Consider the following 2,666-nt stretch of genomic DNA (forward strand, 5'->3'; position numbering starts at 1 on the left):
GAGTGGTGGGGGCTGTCTAGCGGGTGGGTGGCGCGTGTTGCGGTCTGGCGCGTCGGCCGGCATCTGGTGTGCGCCACCTGCCACCTGCCACCTGCCACCTGCCACCTGCCACCTGCCATCTGCCATCTGCCATCTGGCGTCTGGCGTCTGCCATTTGGCGTCTGGCTGGCGCTCGGTTGTGTCTGCCGCTGTCCGGCGCCGCATCTAGCCCCGTCCAGCCCCGTCTGGCAACGCATCTAGCGCCTACGGGGTATGCAGACACACACGTTCCCCGCACCGGCAAACAAGCACGCCTCCGCCCTCGCTTGCCACCTTCGCCTCCACCTCCGCCTCTGCCTCCGCCTCTCGACTCACAGAAGGGCCACAGGCTCAGCACACAGGCGTGACAGGGCGGTTGGCGAGTGTCGGCTGTATGCGAAGCGACTCTCCACCGGCCCTGGGGCCGCAGGCGCTCCCGGCCCGGGAACATCTCCCCGCAGGCCCCGTGGGCACTCCCGTACTCGATGTCGTCGTCCCCGTCTTCAACGAGGAGAAGGACCTGGCCGACTGTGTGCGCAGGCTGCACGACCACCTCAGCCGGACCTTCCCGTACGGCTCCGCGGGGCGCGGCGGGTTCCGGATCACCATCGCGGACAACGCGAGCACCGACCGCACTCCGCAGATCGCCGCCCGGCTCGACGCGGAGCTGCCCGAGGTGCGGGCGTACCGGCTGGAGCAGAAGGGCCGGGGCCGGGCGCTGCGCACAGTCTGGTCGGGCTCGGACGCGCCGGTGCTCGCGTACATGGACGTGGACCTCTCGACGGATCTGAACGCGCTGCTGCCGCTGGTCGCGCCGTTGATCTCCGGCCACTCGGACCTGGCGATCGGCTCGCGTCTCGCACGCAGTTCGCGGGTGGTGCGGGGGCCACGGCGCGAGTTCATCTCGCGTACGTACAACCTGATCCTGCGCGGCTCGCTCGCCGCCCGGTTCTCGGACGCGCAGTGCGGGTTCAAGGCGATCCGGCGCGATGTGGCGCAGCGGCTGCTGCCGATGGTCGAGGACACCGGCTGGTTCTTCGACACCGAGCTGCTGGTGCTCGCCGAGCGGGCCGGTCTGCGGATCCACGAGGTGCCGGTGGACTGGGTGGACGACCCGGATTCCACCGTGCACATCGTCCGGACGGCGACCGATGACCTGCTGGGGGTATGGCGGGTCGGGCGGGCGCTGGCGGTCGGAGCGCTTCCCCTCGACCGGCTCGCGCGCCCCTTCGGAGACGACCCGAGGGATCGTCAACTGGCCGGTGTTCCCGGTGGGTTGGCGCGGCAGCTGGTCGGCTTCTGCGTGGTGGGCGTGCTGTCGACGCTCTTCTACCTCGCGCTGTACTCGCTGTTCAGGGCAGGGTTCGGCGGCGGTGCCCAGTTCGCCAATGCGGTGGCCCTGCTGGTCTCCGCGGTCGCCAATACGGCAGCCAACCGGAGGCTGACCTTCGGCGTACGCGGCCGGGGCCGGGCCGTGCGCCACCAGGCCCAGGGGCTCGTGGTGTTCGCCATCGGCCTTGCCCTGACCAGCGGTTCGCTCGCCGCCCTCGACGCGGCGGCGGGCGGCCAGGTCGCGCACGCCACCGAGCTGACCGTGCTGATCGCCGCCAACCTCGCGGCGACCGTGGTGCGCTTCCTGCTCTTCCGGATCTGGGTGTTCCCGGACCGCGGCGAGGACGCGTCCACGGCGACCCCGTCCTCCGTAACCTCCGCCTCCGCCTCCGTGTCCGACACGGCCAGCGCCTCGACCGCGACGGCCACCGACTCCGCCCCCACCATCTCCGGGACCCACCGATGACCGAACCGGCAGTACCTTCCGCCCCTGTACCCACCGCGCCCGTACCCACGGCGAGCCGTCGTCGTGGCTCGGGCGGCCCCGGTGACCTGGTTCGACGGCTCTGGCGCGGCCGTGTGGACGATCCGCCCTCGGCCCGCCCGTTGCTGCTCGCGCTCCTGGCGGTCACCGCGGCCCTCTACCTCTGGAACCTGAGCGCCTCCGGATACGCCAACTCCTTCTACTCGGCGGCCGTCCAGGCGGGCAGCGAGAGCTGGAAGGCGTTCTTCTTCGGCTCGTCCGACGCGGCCAACGCCATCACCGTGGACAAGCCGCCGGCCGCGCTCTGGCCGATGGCGCTCTCCGTACGCCTCTTCGGCCTCGGCTCCTGGCAGATCCTGGTGCCCGAGGTGCTGATGGCGGTGGCCACGGCGGCCGTGCTGTACGCGGCAGTGCGGCGCCGCTTCAGCGCTGCAGCGGGCCTGATCACGGTCACTGTCTTCGCGCTCACGCCGGTCGCGGCGCTGATGTTCCGCTTCAACAATCCGGACGCGCTGCTCGCGCTCCTGATGACGGTCACCGTGTACTGCGTGCTGCGCGCCCTGGAGCACGCTCGTACCAAGTGGCTGGTCTGGGCGGGTGTGGCGGTCGGCCTCGCGTTCCTGACCAAGACCCTGCAGGCCTTCCTGATCCTGCCGCCGCTCGCGGTGCTCTACGCGGTGTGCGCGCCGACGAGGGTACGCCGCAGGCTGGGGCAACTCGGCCTGGCCGCCGTGGCGTTGGTGGTCTCGGGCGGCTGGTGGGTGGCGATCGTGGAGCTGTGGCCCGCGTCCTCGCGCCCGTACATAGGCGGCTCGCAGAACAACTCCTTCCT

Annotated in this window: 2 protein-coding genes; both read left to right on the forward strand. The window is 71.2% G+C overall.

Annotated features, from left to right (window positions below):
• Positions 1-412 precede the first annotated feature (412 nt).
• Positions 413-1,816, forward strand: a complete 1,404-nt coding sequence (locus tag GUY60_RS36640) for a bifunctional glycosyltransferase family 2/GtrA family protein (RefSeq protein WP_161705823.1) — start codon at positions 413-415, stop codon at positions 1,814-1,816.
• Positions 1,813-2,666: glycosyltransferase family 39 protein (locus GUY60_RS36645; protein ID WP_161705824.1), on the forward strand; the 854-nt coding region annotated here is incomplete at its 3' end. The genes GUY60_RS36640 and GUY60_RS36645, both read left to right, overlap by 4 nt.

Origin of the sequence: Streptomyces boluensis, assembly GCF_009908195.1 — a bacterium.
GTDB classification, from domain to species: Bacteria; Actinomycetota; Actinomycetes; order Streptomycetales; family Streptomycetaceae; genus Streptomyces; species Streptomyces boluensis.

Excerpts from the sequence above, each read along its gene's own strand:
- GUY60_RS36640 (WP_161705823.1), top strand. The coding sequence starts at position 413 with ATGCGAAGCGACTCTCCACCGGCCCTGGGGCCGCAGGCGCTCCCGGCC.